This is a genomic window from Pseudomonas mercuritolerans, assembly GCF_025706525.1.
GTDB lineage: Bacteria > Pseudomonadota > Gammaproteobacteria > Pseudomonadales > Pseudomonadaceae > Aquipseudomonas > Aquipseudomonas mercuritolerans.
Map to the genome: position 1 here is coordinate 38,745 of NZ_JAMSHA010000004.1, position 15,081 is coordinate 53,825.

12 protein-coding genes and 1 pseudogene are annotated in these 15,081 nt (G+C 60.5%); 6 read left to right on the plus strand and 7 right to left on the minus strand.

The window, feature by feature from the left end:
• Positions 1-96: 96 nt before the first annotated feature.
• Positions 97-1,527: an exodeoxyribonuclease I gene (gene sbcB / locus ND528_RS12255; protein ID WP_263470429.1), complete on the plus strand. Its 1,431-nt coding sequence runs from the start codon at positions 97-99 to the stop codon at positions 1,525-1,527.
• A gap of 96 nt (positions 1,528-1,623) precedes the next feature.
• On the opposite strand, the gene mvaT is transcribed toward sbcB, so the two are convergent.
• Entirely contained in the window at positions 1,624-2,001 is a 378-nt protein-coding gene (gene mvaT / locus ND528_RS12260) for a histone-like nucleoid-structuring protein MvaT (protein WP_016773476.1), read from the minus strand.
• A gap of 336 nt (positions 2,002-2,337) precedes the next feature.
• Between mvaT and purU the strand changes: the two genes are divergently transcribed.
• Positions 2,338-3,186 carry a formyltetrahydrofolate deformylase gene (gene purU / locus ND528_RS12265; protein WP_016773477.1) on the plus strand — a complete coding sequence of 283 codons (849 nt, stop codon included), beginning with the start codon at positions 2,338-2,340 and terminating at the stop codon, positions 3,184-3,186.
• Between the two features lie 81 nt (positions 3,187-3,267).
• On the plus strand, positions 3,268-3,444 hold the full coding sequence (locus ND528_RS12270) for a hypothetical protein (protein ID WP_263470430.1): 177 nt from the start codon (positions 3,268-3,270) through the stop codon (positions 3,442-3,444).
• Here ND528_RS12270 and ND528_RS12275 read toward each other — a convergent pair.
• The 5 genes and pseudogenes from ND528_RS12275 to ND528_RS28390 form a co-directional block, all read right to left on the minus strand.
• Positions 3,428-4,426 (minus strand): lysylphosphatidylglycerol synthase transmembrane domain-containing protein, encoded by a 999-nt coding sequence (locus ND528_RS12275; RefSeq protein WP_263470431.1) that lies wholly within the window; start codon positions 4,424-4,426, stop codon positions 3,428-3,430. The two genes, ND528_RS12270 and ND528_RS12275, sit on opposite strands and share 17 nt — an antisense overlap.
• The gene (locus ND528_RS12280; RefSeq protein ID WP_263470432.1) at positions 4,423-5,193 is read right to left on the minus strand and encodes a polysaccharide deacetylase family protein; all 771 of its coding nucleotides are present in this window, start codon (positions 5,191-5,193) and stop codon (positions 4,423-4,425) included. The genes ND528_RS12275 and ND528_RS12280 overlap by 4 nt, the downstream gene beginning before the upstream one ends.
• Positions 5,186-6,277, minus strand: a complete 1,092-nt coding sequence (locus ND528_RS12285) for a glycosyltransferase family 4 protein (RefSeq protein WP_263470601.1) — start codon at positions 6,275-6,277, stop codon at positions 5,186-5,188. The genes ND528_RS12280 and ND528_RS12285 overlap by 8 nt, the downstream gene beginning before the upstream one ends.
• Before the next feature lie 216 nt (positions 6,278-6,493).
• A complete protein-coding gene (locus ND528_RS28385) occupies positions 6,494-7,258 on the minus strand; it encodes a methyl-accepting chemotaxis protein (RefSeq protein ID WP_400555795.1) in 765 nt (254 codons plus the stop codon).
• 93 nt (positions 7,259-7,351) lie between these two features.
• Positions 7,352-8,383: pseudogene (locus ND528_RS28390) on the minus strand (HAMP domain-containing protein); the annotation flags it as partial.
• A 186-nt stretch (positions 8,384-8,569) separates the two neighbouring features.
• Here ND528_RS28390 and ND528_RS12295 point away from each other — a divergent pair.
• Positions 8,570-10,057 carry a DUF853 domain-containing protein gene (locus tag ND528_RS12295; protein ID WP_263470434.1) on the plus strand — a complete coding sequence of 496 codons (1,488 nt, stop codon included), beginning with the start codon at positions 8,570-8,572 and terminating at the stop codon, positions 10,055-10,057.
• Positions 10,058-10,147: 90 nt separating this feature from the next.
• Here ND528_RS12295 and ND528_RS12300 read toward each other — a convergent pair whose 3' ends face one another.
• Complete coding sequence (locus tag ND528_RS12300; RefSeq protein ID WP_263470435.1) at positions 10,148-10,603, minus strand: DUF721 domain-containing protein; 456 nt, start codon at positions 10,601-10,603, stop codon at positions 10,148-10,150.
• A 308-nt stretch (positions 10,604-10,911) separates the two neighbouring features.
• Here ND528_RS12300 and secA point away from each other — a divergent pair, with 308 nt between their 5' ends.
• Positions 10,912-13,653 (plus strand): preprotein translocase subunit SecA, encoded by a 2,742-nt coding sequence (gene secA, locus ND528_RS12305; RefSeq protein ID WP_130910013.1) that lies wholly within the window; start codon positions 10,912-10,914, stop codon positions 13,651-13,653.
• A gap of 122 nt (positions 13,654-13,775) precedes the next feature.
• Entirely contained in the window at positions 13,776-14,993 is a 1,218-nt protein-coding gene (gene argJ / locus ND528_RS12310) for a bifunctional glutamate N-acetyltransferase/amino-acid acetyltransferase ArgJ (protein WP_038366685.1), read from the plus strand.
• Positions 14,994-15,081 lie beyond the last annotated feature (88 nt).

Here is a 15,081-nt window from a genome sequence, read left to right on the forward strand (position 1 = left end):
AGGAATCTGGAGAAATTGCTGTTCGAGGGCGACCATGCTGGCCGTGGCAACCCTGAAACGCCTAGACTTCGCCGATCTTCTGTTCAGGATTCGCCCGTGACTTCAATCTTCTGGTACGACTACGAAACCACTGGCATCAATCCGCGCAACGACCGACCGCTGCAAGTGGCCGGGATTCGCACCGACCATGCGCTCAACGAGATCGACGAGCCGGTCAACCTCTATTGCCAGCCCAGCGAAGACATCCTGCCGCACCCGGCGGCATGCGCGATCACTGGCATCACCCCCGGTCAGCTCGCTGAAAAAGGTCTGAGCGAAGCCGATTTCATGACTCGCGTGCATGCGCAACTGGCCGCACCGGGCACCTGTGGCGCCGGTTACAACACCTTGCGTTTCGACGACGAGATGACCCGCTACAGCCTGTATCGCAATTTCTTCGACCCCTATGCCCGTGAATGGCAGGGTGGCAACAGTCGCTGGGATCTGATTGATGTGGTGCGCGCCGCTTACGCATTGCGCCCGGACGGTCTGGTCTGGCCGACCGATGATGAAGGCCGCGTGACCCTCAAGCTCGAACGCCTCACGGCGGCCAACAATATCGATCACGGGCACGCTCACGAAGCCCTGTCGGATGTGCGCGCCACCATCGCGCTGGCGCGGTTGATTCGCGAGAAACAACCCAAGCTCTACGAGTGGCTGTTCCAGTTGCGCAGCAAACAGAAGGTGATGGACCAGGTCCGCCTGTTGCAGCCACTGGTGCATGTGTCCGGGCGTTTCTCGGCGGCACGCAGTTATGTCGGCGTGGTGCTGCCACTGGCCTGGCACCCGAAGAATCGCAACGCCTTGATCGTCTGTGACTTGCATCTCGATCCGCAGGGGCTGCTGGACCTCGATGCGCAAACTCTGCGCCAGCGCTTGTATACCCGCCGTGATGACTTGGCCGAAGGTGAACTGCCGGTGCCGCTCAAGCTGATTCATATCAATCGATGCCCGGTTGTAGCGCCGCTGGCGGTATTGCGCGCACAAGACCAGCAGCGCCTTGGGCTGGACATGGCGCTATATCAGGAGCGGGCAGTGCGACTAACTGACGCACAACAAGTCTGGAAAGATAAAATCGCAACGATTTATGCCAGCGAAGATTTCACTCCCAGCGAAGATCCCGAGCAGCAGTTGTACGATGGATTTATCGGTGATCGTGATCGGCGTCTATGCGAACAAGTTCGAACGGCCGATCCTGCGCAGTTGGCGCAAGAACAGTGGCCTTTCGATGATGAACGTTTGCCCGAACTACTTTTTCGATATCGAGCGCGCAACTTTCCAGACACCCTGGATGTGGCCGAGCAGGAACGCTGGAAATTATTTTGTCGCCAGCGTCTGACGCAACCCGAGGCAGGTGCGCCGAATACCGTGCAGTCATTTATCGAAGCCGCTGAGCAATGGTCGCTTAATGCGACGCCAATGCAGAGAGAGGTCCTCAATGACTGGCAGAACTATGTCCAGGCATTACGCAAACGTTTGAATCTTTGAAATCGAACATACCCGGAATTAATTTACGGGCATAAAAAAACGCCAGCGCAAGCTGGCGTTCTTTTGTTCGCGGATCGCTCGGCGAAATGTTGCGGCTTAGCCCAGCAGGGTAGCCCAGCCTTCAACCACGTCGCCGCCCCACTTGGCTTTCCACTCTTTCAGAGTCTTGTGGTTGCCACCTTTGGTTTCGATGACTTCACCGTTGTGCGGGTTTTTGTATTGCTTAACTTTGCGCGCGCGCTTGGTGCCGGTAGTTTTTACTGCGCCGCCACGTGGAGCCTTGGATTTGGCTTCAGGATCCAGCAGCGCGATGATGTCACGCAGCGACTTGGAGTATTCACCCATCAGCGTGCGCAGTTTGCCTTCGAATTCCAGTTCGGCTTGCAGTTTGTCGTCTTCGGACAGGTTCTTCAGACGGGCTTGCAGCTCTTTGATAGCTTCTTCGGTGGCGCGATATTCGTTGATCAAGGACATGAGTACTACCTTTTGTAGAATGCTGAATGACAGGGGACAGTGCCGCAATAATAGTCAGGCTGTTTCATCAAGTAAACATTTAGATCGGCTTTTTATTTAAATGAGTTACAGGAGTTAGCCGTCAATTGAATGTTCAGTTAAATAATGTGATGCAGTCAGCACAGATATTTACAGTTGTCTGACAAAAGCCTCGCTAAAGCGTCACGGTCTTGACGAAGGCCCGCGTCAGAAAGCCGTTTCGCCGAGCTTCGTTGCGCCCGGCGCGCATGCGTACTGCAGTTTTCCTGCGCAGTCGCTAGAATGGCGGCCTTTGTGAAGTTCTGGAGTTTCCCCCTCATGCGCACTTTTCGGCTGGTGATATCTTGCCCGGACCGCGTTGGCATCGTTGCCAAAGTCAGTAATTTTCTGGCCTCTCATAACGGCTGGATCACCGAAGCGAGCCACCACTCTGACAATCAAGTGGGCTGGTTCTTCATGCGTCACGAAATCCGTGCCGATTCCCTGCCGTTCGGTATCGAAGAGTTGCGCGAGAAGTTCGCGCCGATCGCCGAAGAGTTCTCGATGGACTGGCGCATCACCGACACCGAGCAGAAAAAGCGCGTGGTGCTGATGGCCAGCCGCGAATCCCACTGCCTGGCCGACTTGCTGCACCGCTGGCACAGCGACGAACTGGATTGCGAAATCTCCTGCGTGATCTCCAACCACGACGACCTGCGCAGCATGGTCGAGTGGCACGGCATCCCTTACTACCACGTGCCGGTCAATCCGCAGGACAAGCAGCCTGCATTTGACGAAGTGTCGCGGCTGGTCAAGCAGCATGACGCCGAAGTGGTGGTGCTGGCGCGCTACATGCAGATCCTGCCGCCGGACATGTGCCGCGAATACGCGCACAAGGTCATCAACATTCACCACAGCTTCCTGCCTTCGTTCGTCGGCGCCAAGCCGTATCACCAGGCGTCCCTGCGCGGCGTCAAGCTGATCGGCGCAACCTGCCATTACGTGACCGAAGAGCTGGACGCCGGCCCGATCATCGAGCAGGACGTGGTGCGTGTCAGCCACAGTGACAGCATCGAAGACATGGTGCGTTTCGGCCGTGACGTCGAGAAGATGGTGCTGGCCCGCGGCCTGCGTTATCACCTCGAAGACCGCGTGCTGGTGCACGGCAACAAGACGGTTGTGTTCTGATCGAGCACGCCACGCTTGAAAAACCAAGGGCCTGGGCGTTGAATCGTCCAGGCCCTTGTCATTTGAGCCCGAGGAAAAGCCATGAGCGATCTACTGGACAAAGCCACTTCAAAAGCGCCCGCCACCCTTGGTGAAGGTTGCCTGAGTCGTTACGACCCGGAGGACATGAGCCCGGACGACGGCACCGAATTCCCCGGTGCCGCCGAGCTTTGGGAGCAACTCCAGCAAGAGCAGGACGAACCTAAGAAGCCTGCCTGACGTTCATCAGCTTCTTCAGCAACGGCTTGCCCAGCATCAACACGAACACCGGCCCGCCAACCAGCAGATAGAAGTAATACGTCACCACCCGCCAGATCAGGATCGCCGCCGCTGCGGTGGATTTGCCCACCATCGGCGCGAGCAACGCGGCCGAGGTCAATTCCGCCGCTCCCGCGCCGCCGGGTAACAAACTGAACTGGCCGGCGCCCAGCGAGAGCATCTGCACCAGAAAACTCCATGCCCACTGCAAGTCGGCACCGAGCCCACGCAAGGCCAGATACAAGACGCTGTAGCGCAGCAGCCAGTGCACGCAGGTCAGGGCAAACACCTGAACCAGCGTCTGCCAAGGCAACTTCAAGGTATCGGTAAACGCCGCGAGAAAGTGCAGCAACTTGCGCGCCCAGCGTCGGCGAGTGCGCGCCGTGACATTCATTCCCGCCAACAGCCGCCCGCTCAGGCGGATCAATGCGCGGTGATAACGCGCAATCAATACGCAACTGAACAAACCGCCGAACAGCGAAACGGCGCTGACCGTCAGAAGCCATTCAAGACGATCGCTCAGGTGCTGGAACAGCGCGTAAATCAGGATCCCGCTCAGGGCGCAGAGAAAGAACAGCAGATCGCTGAGCTGATCCATGGCAAACACTGCGCTGCCCCGCGCCGGACGCACGCCGCAGCGCGCGAGCAACGCCATGATGGTTAGCGGTCCGCCGCTTCCGCCAGGCGTGGCGCAGTAAGCGAACTCGGCCGCCATCACTACGCCGAGGCTTTTCAACGGCGCGACCTTTTCACGCTGATCGCCAAGCAACAAACGCAGGCGCAACGTATTGATGCCCCAGCACAGCAGGATCATGCCGAACATGATCAACAGCCAGTGCAGCGGAAAACTGCGCAGGCGCGCCCAGGTTTCACCACCGCCGAGCAGTACCGGAATCAGCACCGCCGCGAGCAGGCCGATCAGCAATAACAGGCTGCGCTTCATGCTGCGCGTTCCAGTTGTCCGCGCTGTCGGGCCAGCCAGTCGATTTTGGTCAGCGGCACGCGTCCCTCCGCCAGCAGGCGTTGCAGCGTGTGCAACCAGTAATCGCGAGAAAAACGGTGACGCATGTCCACCGGATGCAGGCCCAGGCGAATCACCGATGCCTCGCGCCAGCGCTGTTCACGCTGGTCGCTGACGATTTTCGACAAGCCGCGCCGCCAGGCACTGCGCGCACTCCACACCAGCCCGGGTGCAGCGATGGCGCTGAAGTCGGGCAAGCGATAAAGGTGCTGCGGATCGCTGGTGTAGCTGAGCGGCAATTCGCACAAGGCCTGGCGGGTGCCGTCGCTCATCAGCCAGGCCGGGGCGACGAAGCCGTGCACCGGCCAGTCGTAGCGCTGAAACATTTCCAGACCCGCGTGCAGGCGGGCGAGGGCTGCTTCGCGGGACAAGCGATAAAACTCGCCTTCATGGGTGTAGACCCGGCGCATGAACCAGTCGCGCGGGTTGTTCGGCAGGGGTTCCTGATCGTCGTGGTAGTAACCGTGCAGCGCCAGTTCATCGCCTCGGGCGACCCTGGCATCGAGCACCCGGCGAAACTCAGGGGTGGCATCAAGGACATCGTGGCGATGGAAGTCCGGCACCACCAGCCACGTCATCGGCACATCACCCAAGGCATCGACAGCCTCGACGAAGGGCTGGTAATCCGCCCAGGTCGAGGGCGCCACATCATGCAACACCAGGCAAACAGCTTTCATTTCTTCAACCATTGGCCACCCGTGGCAGCGTATGGCCGAGCACGGCGTGGTAGTGGCTTAGCAGACTGTCGACCACGGTGTCCCAGGCGTAATGCCGTTCGACGTGCTGGCGCGCCTGACGGCCGAGCCGATCACAGCCGCGACTGAACAGCTCACGCACGGCGTTGGCCATGGCCTGCGGATTATTCGGTGCACAGAGCAGGCCGCAGGAATCGTTGACGATCTCTTCAAACGCCCCGGCCGCAACCGCCACCACGGGAATGCCGCAGGCCATCGCCTCAAGGATGACCAGTCCGAAGGTTTCCTGGTCGCCGGCATGCAGCAGCGCATCGGCGCTGGCCATCAGCCGCGCGACTTTCGGCGCCGGGCAGAATTCGTCGATGACGCTGACGTTGTCCGGCACCGCAGCGGGCATCGACGAGCCGACCAGCAGCAAGTGATAGCGCGGGCCGAGACGTTGCATGCACTTGAGCAGCACCGGCAGGTTTTTCTCCTTGGAACCGCGCCCGGCAAAGATCAGCAGGCGGGTATCTTCGGCAATTCCCAGTTCGGCACGCAGGCCCGGGTCGCGGGTGTCGGGATGGAAGGTGTGCAGATCGACGCCCAGCGGCTGCACATGGACGTTGCGCACGCCAAGCCCAATGAGCTTGTCGGCCATAACCTGGCTCGGCGCGAGCACACGATCGAAATTGCCGTACAGACGAGTCACGTAAGCCTCGACATTCGGCGTGACCCAATGGCCCATGCGATTGCCCGCCAGCAGTGGCAGATCCGAGTGATAAAAGCCGATCACCGGCACATCCAGCTGCCGCCGCGCATCCAGGGCCGCCCATGCGGTGAGATAGGGATCGCCGACTTCGATCAGATCCGGCTGCAAATCCTGCAGGACGTTTCGCCAAGGCGCCAGGCGCAGGGGGAAGCGATAACCTTTGCCGAAGGGCAGGGCGGGCGCTGGTACCGTGTAGATACCGTCATGTTCACCCAGTCGTGCGCCGGGGATCAGCAGGCTGTGACGAATGGCGTTGCGGTCGCCGAGGCGACGGTGTTTGGCATCCAGATAAGTCCGTACGCCTCCGCTGGCCGGGGCGTAGAACATGGTGATGTCGGCGATATGCACGGTGAGCAACCCTCCGCTGTGTTGTTCTCCCTTGGTTGACCGTTATCCAGAATAGATGTTCGGTCGGGATTGCGCGGTGGGGTGTCAGTCGGGTTTCGTTGAAAGGTAGATATTCGCGAGCAGGCTCGCTCCCACAATGGAATGCATTTTCCCTGTGGGAGCGAGCCTGCTCGCGAAGTGGCCAGTCGCCGCAGCTTAAATCCTGAAGCTGCCCACCAGTTGCTTGAGACGCGAAGCCTGCTGCTCCAGATCCGAACACGCGCGCAATGTCGCTTGCAGGTTCTCGACACCCTCCTGGTTCAGCGTATTGATCTCGGTAATGTCGACGTTGATCGACTCGACCACCGCAGTCTGTTCCTCGGTCGCGGTCGCCACCGACTGGTTCATTCCGTCGATCTCGCCGATGCGCTGGGTCACGCTGTTCAGGCGTTCGCCGGCGAGGTTGGCGATCTCGACGCTGTCCTGGCTGTGGCGCTGGCTGTCGCTCATGGTGCTCACCGATTCTCGGGCGCCGACTTGCAGCTCCTCGATCATGGTCTGCACCTGCTGTGCCGATTCCTGCGTGCGGTGCGCCAGATTGCGCACTTCATCGGCCACCACGGCAAAACCGCGACCGGCCTCACCGGCACGCGCCGCTTCGATCGCCGCGTTCAGCGCCAACAGGTTGGTCTGCTGGGAAATGCTGGTGATCACTTCGAGAATCTGGCCGATGTTGACGGTCTTGCTGTTCAGCGACTCGATGTTGGTGCTCGACGCGCTGAGCATGCTCGACAGTTGGTTCATCGCCTTGATGCTGCGCTCGACCACTTGCTGGCCATCCTCGGCCAGACCCCGGGCGTCGCTGGCCTGATTCGATGCTTGGGCAGCGTTGCGGGCGATTTCCTGGGCGGCGGCGCCGAGCTGATTGATCGCGGCGGCAACACTGCTGGTGCGCGAGGCTTGCTGATCGGAGTTGTACATCGACGAGTTCGACGCCGCGACCACGCGCAGGGCGACTTCGTTGACCTGGCCGGTGGCCGAGGACACTTCGCGGATCGAGCCGTGAATACGCTCGACGAAGCGGTTGAATGCGGTGCCAAGGATGCCGAATTCGTCGTTATTGACGATTTTCAGGCGTTTGGTCAGGTCGCCCTCACCGTCCGCGATATCTTCCATTGCGCGGGTCATCACGTGCAGTGGCTGGATCAGCAGGCGGATCAGCATGCCGAGCAGGGCAATGATGATCGCCACGGCAATAATGGTCGCGATCACCGCCGAGGTGCGGAATTCGCTGAGCATCGAGTAGGCCTGATCCTTGTCGATGGACAGGCCGATGTACCAGTTCACCGACGGCAGGCCCTTGATCGGGGCGAAGGTGACGATGCGGGTTTTGCCATCAACCGTCACTTCGCTGAAATCGCTGCTGATGCGCGGGGTGTCCTGCGGGTAGGCTTCCTTGAGCGACTTCATCACCAAGGCCTTGTCCGGATGGACGAGGATCTTGCCGTCGGCGCTGATCAGGAAAACATAGCCCATGCCGTCGAAATCCCGCGCGGCGAGGGTATCAACCAGCGATTGCAGGCTGAGGTCGCCACCGACCACGCCGACGCTCTGGCCGGCCTTTTTCGACGCGGTAGCGATGGAGATGATCAGCTGGCCGGTGGCCGCATCGATATAGGGTTCGGTCAGGGTCGAGGTGCTGCTGCTCTCGGCACCTTTATACCAAGGGCGGACGCGCGGATCGAAACCGTCCGGCATTTTCACATCCGGGCGGATGGTGAAATGCCCGGTGGCATCGCCCAGATAGGTGGCCATGAACGTCGAAGTAAGGCTTTTCTGTTCGAGCAGGCTGGCGACCGTGGCAGGTTCCGGGTTGATGGCGATGTTCTGCGCGGCGTTCTCGATCAGCAGGATGCGCCCGCTGAGCCAGGTCTGGATGTTGCCGGCGGTGACCTCGCCCATTTCGTTGAGGTAGTTGTTCAGGTCATCGCGGATCGCATTGCGTTGCAGCCAGTCGTTGTACAACGTGAACGAGGCGAAAGCGGCAATGACGATGAGCGCGGCGGCAAGCAAAATCTTATGGCTGAAGCGCAGGTTTTTGTTCATGGCTTGGGGTTCCGCTAAGGTCTTAATGTCCTGGGCGTGCTTTGATAGAGGCGCGCACTATGGGCAAGGTTGAAAAACTGAAATTTCCGGCTCTCCTTAGGGAAATGTCCGACCCGAATTTCTGACGGGTCTGTCCAATTTATGTATCGGCCATGTGTCATCAAAGATTAACCATTGGGTGAGAAAATGCCTGACTCCTTGCAACTCGTTATCGGCGCTGATCCGGCCGCGCAACCCATTGCTCAGGCCATGCGCCTGGCCAACCGCCACGGCCTGATCGCTGGCGCTACCGGCACCGGTAAAACCGTGACCTTGCAGCGCCTGGCCGAAGCATTCAGCGATGCCGGTGTGGCGGTGTTCGCCGCTGACATCAAGGGCGACCTGTGCGGCCTAGGTGCTGCCGGCAACCCGCAGGGCAAAGTGGCCGAGCGCATCGCCGGCATGCCCTGGCTCGGTCACACGCCGCAGGCTTATCCCGTGACTCTGTGGGACATCCACGGTGAGTCCGGACATCCGCTGCGCACCACCCTGAGCGAAATGGGCCCGCTGCTGATCGGCAGCCTGCTCGAGCTGACCGACAGTCAGCAGTCGGCGTTGTACGCGGCTTTCAAGGTGGCGGATCGCGAAGGCTTGCTGTTGCTGGATCTCAAGGATCTGAAAGCGCTGCTCAATCACCTCAAGGACAATCCGCAGCTGCTGGGCGAAGACGCGGCGCTGATGACCACCGGTTCCAGCCAGGCGCTGCTGCGCCGCTTGGCGACACTGGAACAGCAGGGCGCCGAAGCCCTGTTCGGCGAGCCGGCGCTGCAACTCGAAGACATTCTGCAACCCACCGCCGATGGGCGTGGACGCATCCATCTGCTCGACGCCAGTCGGCTGGTGCACGAGGCGCCAAAGGTTTACGCAACGTTCCTGCTGTGGCTGCTGGCCGAGTTGTTCGAGCAACTGCCCGAGCGCGGCGATGCTGACAAGCCGCTGCTGGCGCTGTTCTTCGATGAAGCGCACTTGCTCTTCGGCGACACGCCCAAGGCGTTGCAGGAACGCCTGGAGCAAGTGGTGCGTTTGATTCGTTCCAAGGGTGTTGGCGTGTATTTCGTCACCCAGTCGCCGGCGGATCTGCCGGATGACGTGCTGGCGCAGTTGGGCTTGCGCATTCAACACGGCCTGCGTGCGTTCACCGCCAAAGAGCAGAAATCCCTGCGGGCAGTGGCGGATGGCTTTCGGCCGAATCCGGCGTTCGACAGTCTGTCGGTGCTGACTGAGTTAGGTATTGGTGAGGCGCTGGTCGGCACGCTGACCGAGAAGGGCACGCCGGAAATGGTTCAGCGCGTGCTGGTGGCACCGCCGCAGTCGCGGATCGGCCCGCTGACTGCAACCGAGCGCACCGTGCTGATCGCCGGCTCGCCATTCAAGGGCCGCTATGACAAGCCGATCGATCGTGAGTCGGCCTATGAGATCTTGATGGGACGCAAAGGGCTGGCGCCCGAGGCCGAAACACAGGCAGGCAAAGCCGCAGCCGAAGAGCCGAGCCTGGCTGATCGTGCGGGAGAATTCCTCGGCACGGCGGCAGGGCAGGCGTTGAAATCGGCGATGCGTCAGGCGGCCAATAATCTCGGCAAGCAGTTGGTGCGCGGGTTGATGGGGTCTTTATTGGGCGGCAGCAAGCGCCGCTAAAAGCAAAGATCGCAGCCTTCGGCAGCTCCTACAGTTGAAATGCATTCATTCTGTAGGAGCTGCCGAAGGCTGCGATCTTTTGCTTTTACTTCAGGCTTTACCTTTGGCATGCGCCGCCAGCCGCTCCAGCGCCGCGCGCAATCCCGGATCGCTGATCCCGTCGGCCGTCGACTGAATCGTCTCCGCCGCACTGCTCGACAGATCCATCGTGTGCCCAACCGCCCGGTGCTGAATGATCGGCGGGCGCACGCTGAATTTGATCCGCGACAGGTTGGCGAACTCTTCGAACAATTGCAGCTGCCGTTGCAGGCGTTTCTGCTGATAGCGCAGGCGCGTCGCCCAATGGCCGTCAGTGACCACCAGCGACAGCTCGCCTTCGCGCCATTTGGCCACCCGGCAATGCTCGCGGGCGGCCGGTTGCAGCTGGCTTTCGAGCAGGCGCTGCAAATGCTCCAGGCGCTGGGCATGGCCGAGGATGGCTTTGAGCGGTTTGGCTTCACGTAACAGAACGGCGGGTGCTCTGGCCGTGAGAGGGCGAAACGCCATGATTGAACACCTGAGATAACAGAGGCGCCATGTTAGCAGAAAGCTGCGGAACCTCTGGGCCATTGCTTTTGTCCCTGATTTGCTCATTAAATCAACGCCTGACTTCTTTCCCCCGACGGGTTGAAGTTGAGCAAAACGTCCCTATTTTAAGTGAGCCCCGTCAAAGCGCAGTGCCAGCATCGTGGAACATCGCCACTTTCCTCACCACCGTTTCCGGGTAGAATGCTCGTTCGCATGCGGCCATGAGGGCTGCACGGGCGACTCACGGGGCCGCCCTCCATCCCTTTAGTGTGGAAGATCCTGCCGATATGTTTGCGCCTTTGTTAAAGAAACTTTTTGGAAGCAAGAACGAGCGTGAAGTCAAACGCATGCTCAAGACGGTGCAGCTCGTCAATGCCTTCGAAGAGCAAATGGTGGCCCTTTCGGACGATCAATTGCGCGCCAAGACCGCCGAGTTCAAGGCCCGTATTGCCAAAGGGGAAACCCTCGACAAGCTGTTGCCGGAAGCCTTCGCCGTAGCCCGCGAGGCCGGCAAGCGTGTGATGGGCATGCGCCACTTCGACGTACAACTCGTCGGCGGCATGACCCTGCACGAAGGCAAGATTGCCGAAATGCGCACCGGTGAGGGCAAGACCCTCGTGGCCACCCTGGGTGTTTACCTCAACGCACTGTCCGGCAAGGGCGTGCACGTTGTGACCGTGAACGACTACCTGGCCCGCCGTGACGCCAACTGGATGCGCCCGCTGTATGAATTCCTCGGCCTGACCGTCGGCGTCGTGACGCCGTTCCAGCCGCCGGAAGAGAAGCGCGCCGCCTACGCCGCCGACATCACCTACGGCACCAACAACGAATTCGGTTTCGACTACCTGCGCGACAACATGGCGTTCAGCATGGATGAAAAATTCCAGCGCGAACTCAACTTTGCCGTGATCGACGAAGTCGACTCCATCCTCATCGACGAAGCGCGTACCCCGCTGATCATTTCCGGTCAGGCCGAGGACAGCTCCAAGCTGTACACCGAGATCAACAAGCTGATCCCGCAGCTGGAACTGCACGTCGAGGAAGTCGAAGGCCAGGTCACCAAGGCCGGTCACTACACCGTTGACGAAAAGACCCGTCAGGTCGAACTCAACGAAGCCGGTCACCAGTTCATCGAAGAAATGCTCACCCGCGTAGGCCTGCTGGCCGAAGGCGAGAGCCTGTACTCGGCGCACAACCTCGGTCTGCTGACCCATGTCTACGCCGGTCTGCGTGCGCACAAGCTGTTCAACCGCAACATCGAATACATCGTCCAGGACGGTCAGGTCGTACTGGTCGACGAACACACCGGTCGTACCATGCCGGGTCGTCGTCTGTCCGAAGGCCTGCACCAGGCCATCGAAGCCAAGGAAGGTCTGAACATCCAGGCCGAGAGCCAGACCCTGGCCTCGACCACCTTCCAGAACTACTTCCGTCTGTACACCAAGCTGTCCGGCATGACCGGTACCGCCGACACCGAAGCGTTCGAATTCCACCAGATCTACGGTCTGGAAGTCATGGTCATTCCGCCGAACAAGCCGTTGGCGCGTAAAGACTACAACGACCTGGTGTTCCTCACCGCCGAAGAGAAATACGCGGCGATCGTGGCCGACATCAAGGAAAGCATGGCGGCCGGTCGTCCGGTGCTGGTGGGTACCGCGACCATCGAGACCTCCGAGCACATGTCCGCATTGCTCGTCAAAGAAGGCATCGAACACAAGGTTCTCAACGCCAAGTTCCACGAAAAAGAAGCCGAAATCATCGCTCAGGCCGGTCGTCCGGGTGCGCTGACCATCGCCACCAACATGGCCGGTCGTGGTACCGACATCCTCTTGGGCGGCAACTGGGAAGTGGAAGTCGCTTCGCTGGAAAACCCTACCCCTGAGCAGATCGCCCAGATCAAGGCCGACTGGCAGAAGCGTCACCAGCAGGTGCTGGAGTCCGGCGGCTTGCAGGTCATCGCTTCCGAGCGTCACGAATCGCGCCGTATCGACAACCAGCTGCGTGGCCGTGCCGGCCGTCAGGGCGATGCCGGTTCGAGCCGCTTCTACCTGTCGCTGGAAGACAGCCTGATGCGCATCTTCGCCTCTGACCGGGTGAAGAACTTCATGAAAGCTCTGGGCATGCAGCCGGGCGAAGCGATCGAACACCGCATGGTGACCAACGCGATCGAGAAGGCGCAGCGCAAGGTTGAAGGCCGCAACTTCGACATCCGCAAGCAACTGCTCGAGTTCGACGACGTCAACAACGAACAGCGTAAAGTGATCTATCACATGCGTAACACGTTGCTGGCCGCCGACAACATCGGTGAGACCATCGCCGATTTCCGTCAGGACGTGCTCAACGCTACCGTCAGCGCGCACATTCCGCCGCAATCGCTGCCAGAACAGTGGGACGTTGCCGGTCTGGAAGCGTCGATCGAAAGCGATTTCGGCGTGAAACTGCCGATCCAGCAATGGCTCGACGAAGACGATCACCTGTACGAAGAAACCCTGCGCGAGAAGCTCATGACCGAGCTGATGGCGGCGTACAACGAGAAAGAAGATCAGGCCGGTGCCGAGGCGCTGCGCTCGTTCGAGAAGCAGATCGTCCTGCGCGTACTCGACGACCTGTGGAAAGACCACCTGTCGACCATGGATCACCTGCGTCACGGCATTCACCTGCGTGGCTATGCGCAGAAGAACCCGAAGCAGGAATACAAGCGCGAGTCGTTCACGCTGTTCTCCGAGCTGCTCGATTCGATCAAGCGCGACTCGATCCGCGTGCTCTCGCACGTTCAGGTGCGCCGCGAAGATCCGGAAGCCGAAGAGCAACGCCTGCGTCAGGAAGCCGAAGCACTGGCTGCGCGCATGCAGTTCGAACACGCCGAAGCGCCTGGGCTGGATCAGCCGGAAGCGTTGGGTGAAGAGGTCGATGTGGCTCTCGCCACTGCCGCTGCCCCGGTGCGCAACGAGCAGAAGCTGGGCCGCAACGAACTGTGCTACTGCGGTTCGGGCAAGAAATACAAGCATTGCCACGGGCAGATCCAGTAAAACCCGTTTCAATCGCTGAACACCCCGCGCCGCGACCGGCTCCTGCCGTCGCGGCGTTTTGCCATTTATCCCACCGTCCTTTTCCGTGACGGTGCTGACATCATTGAGTAAGGAGCGCATTCATGGCTGTTGGTCTTGGTCCTTTGCCAACGTTGCACCCGGTTGCCGGTTTTGAACTCGGTATCGCCTCGGCCGGCATCAAGCGTCCGGGGCGCAAGGATGTGGTAGTGATGCGCTGTGCTGAAGGTTCGACCGTGGCTGGCGTGTTCACCCTGAACGCGTTCTGCGCCGCGCCGGTGATCCTGGCGAAAAAGCGCGTACAGAACGCCGTGCGTTACTTGCTGACCAACACCGGCAATGCCAACGCCGGCACCGGCGAACCGGGCCTGGCTGCCGCCGAGCGCACCACCGCTAAATTGGCTGAGCTGACCGGCGTCGATGCCAGCCAGATTCTGCCGTACTCCACTGGCGTGATCGGCGAGCCGCTGCCGGTCGAGAAGATCGAAGGCGCGCTGCAAGCTGCGCTGGATGATCTGTCGGAGAATAACTGGGAAGCCGCCGCCACTGGCATCATGACCACCGACACACTGCCGAAGGGCGCCAGCCGCCAGTTCGAGCATGACGGCGTGACCATCACCGTCACCGGCATCAGCAAAGGCGCCGGCATGATTCGCCCGAACATGGCGACCATGCTCGGTTACATCGCCACTGACGCCAAAGTCTCCCGCGACGTGCTGCACAACCTGATGCTCGACGGTGCGAACAAGTCGTTCAACCGCATCACCATAGACGGCGACACCTCGACCAACGATTGCTGCATGCTGATCGCCACTGGCAAGGCCGCGCTGCCTGAGATCACCCGCGCTGAAGGCGAGCTGTTCGCCAAGCTGAAGCAAGCGGTGTTCGAAGTGTGCATGGACGTCGCCCAGGCCATCGTGCGTGACGGCGAAGGCGCGACCAAGTTCGTTACCGTTGAAGTGAATGGCGGCGGCAACCACCAGGAATGCCTGGACGTCGGTTACACCGTGGCCCATTCGCCGCTGATCAAGACCGCGCTGTTTGCCTCCGACCCGAACTGGGGCCGCATCCTTGCCGCCGTCGGCCGTGCGGGTGTGCCGGACCTGGACGTGAGCAAGATTGATGTATTCCTCGGCGACGTGTGCATCGCCAGCCGTGGCGCCCGCGCCGCGACCTACACTGAAGCCCAGGGCTCGGCGGTGATGCAGCAGGAAGAAATCACCATTCGCATCGAACTGGGGCGCGGCGATTGCAGCGAAACCATCTGGACCACCGACCTGTCGCATGAGTACGTGAAGATCAACGCTGAATACCGTACTTGACCTGATCCGGGACCGAGCCGCTCCATTCGCGAGCAGGCTCGCTCCCACAGGGTATTCTCGCTGCAGCTCGGTTCTCTGTGGGAGCGAG

What these genes read in the sequence shown, in the direction of transcription:
- mvaT (WP_016773476.1), bottom strand. Translation starts at nt 2,001, where the DNA reads ATGTCCTTGATCAACGAATATCGCGCCACCGAAGAAGCTATCAAAGAG.
- purU (WP_016773477.1), top strand. Translation starts at nt 2,338, where the DNA reads ATGCGCACTTTTCGGCTGGTGATATCTTGCCCGGACCGCGTTGGCATC.
- ND528_RS12270 (WP_263470430.1), top strand. Translation starts at nt 3,268, where the DNA reads ATGAGCGATCTACTGGACAAAGCCACTTCAAAAGCGCCCGCCACCCTT.
- ND528_RS12275 (WP_263470431.1), bottom strand. Translation starts at nt 4,426, where the DNA reads ATGAAGCGCAGCCTGTTATTGCTGATCGGCCTGCTCGCGGCGGTGCTG.
- ND528_RS12280 (WP_263470432.1), bottom strand. Translation starts at nt 5,193, where the DNA reads ATGGTTGAAGAAATGAAAGCTGTTTGCCTGGTGTTGCATGATGTGGCG.
- ND528_RS12285 (WP_263470601.1), bottom strand. Translation starts at nt 6,277, where the DNA reads ATGTTCTACGCCCCGGCCAGCGGAGGCGTACGGACTTATCTGGATGCC.
- ND528_RS28385 (WP_400555795.1), bottom strand. Translation starts at nt 7,258, where the DNA reads ATGTACAACTCCGATCAGCAAGCCTCGCGCACCAGCAGTGTTGCCGCC.
- ND528_RS12295 (WP_263470434.1), top strand. Translation starts at nt 8,570, where the DNA reads ATGCCTGACTCCTTGCAACTCGTTATCGGCGCTGATCCGGCCGCGCAA.
- ND528_RS12300 (WP_263470435.1), bottom strand. Translation starts at nt 10,603, where the DNA reads ATGGCGTTTCGCCCTCTCACGGCCAGAGCACCCGCCGTTCTGTTACGT.
- secA (WP_130910013.1), top strand. Translation starts at nt 10,912, where the DNA reads ATGTTTGCGCCTTTGTTAAAGAAACTTTTTGGAAGCAAGAACGAGCGT.
- argJ (WP_038366685.1), top strand. Translation starts at nt 13,776, where the DNA reads ATGGCTGTTGGTCTTGGTCCTTTGCCAACGTTGCACCCGGTTGCCGGT.